This is a genomic window from Streptomyces sp. UNOC14_S4 (assembly GCF_020740835.1).
GTDB lineage: Bacteria > Actinomycetota > Actinomycetes > Streptomycetales > Streptomycetaceae > Streptomyces.
Map to the genome: position 1 here is coordinate 1 of NZ_JAINFC010000986.1, position 921 is coordinate 921.

General features: G+C 73.9%; 2 protein-coding genes. Both read right to left on the reverse strand.

The window, feature by feature from the left end:
* On the reverse strand, positions 1–272 hold a 272-nt coding region (locus K6I34_RS37490; protein WP_229332473.1), incomplete at its 3' end, for an aminotransferase class IV.
* On the reverse strand, positions 269–921 hold a 653-nt coding region (locus K6I34_RS37495; RefSeq protein ID WP_229332474.1), incomplete at its 5' end, for a chorismate-binding protein. The genes K6I34_RS37495 and K6I34_RS37490, both read right to left, overlap by 4 nt.

The following is a 921-nucleotide window of genomic DNA, read 5'->3' on the forward strand; positions in this document are numbered from 1 at the left end:
GTGTAGGTGATGCGGAGGCGGCCGAGCGGCATGGGGTTGGCGTCGAGGACGGCCGTGCAGGCCCGGCGTACCTCGCCGGGGTCGGGGGCGGGCAGTCCGAGGCCGCGGGCGGAGGCGGCCAGCCTGGCGAGATGGCGGGTCAGGGCGAAGGGACGGCCGTGGACGGCCTTGACCGTCTCGAAGACGCCGTCGCCGACCGTGAGCCCGTGGTCGAAGACCGAGACCCGGGCGTTCTCCTCGTCCAGCAGGGAACCGTTGAGCCAGATCGTCACCGTTTCGTCCCTCCGAGCGACTGGTGTGTGCCCGACGCTATCGCGAGCAGCCGGGAGGCCTTCAGTTCCGTCTCGGCCCACTCGCGCTCGGGGTCGGAGCCCCAGGTGATCCCGGCGCCGGTGCCGAAGCGGAGGGTGGGGCGGGCGGTGCGGTCGATCCAGAAGGTGCGGATGCCGACGGCGAGTTCCCCGGTGCCGCGGTCGGCGTCGACCCAGCCGATGCCGCCGCAGTAGGGGCCCCGGGGCGTGGTCTCCAGGGAGCGGATGATGTCCATGGCGCTGGGCTTGGGGGCGCCGGTGACCGAGCCGGGCGGGAAGGTCGCCGTGAAGAGCTCGGCCCAGCCCGCGCCCTCGGCGAGCCTGCCGCGCACGGTGGAGACGAGGTGGACGAGGCCGGGGTGGGGTTCGACCGCGCAGAGCTCGGGGACGGTCACCGTGCCGGTGGCGCAGACGCGGCCGAGGTCGTTGCGGACGAGGTCCACGATCATCACGTTCTCTGCGTGGTCCTTCTCCAGCAGGTCCTCCGCGGTGCGGCCGGTGCCCTTGATCGGGCCGGACTCCACGGTGCGGCCGGTGCGGCGCAGGTAGAGCTCCGGGGAGGCGGTGGCGACCTCCACCCCGTGGGCGGGGAGGCGGACCGTGCCCGCGT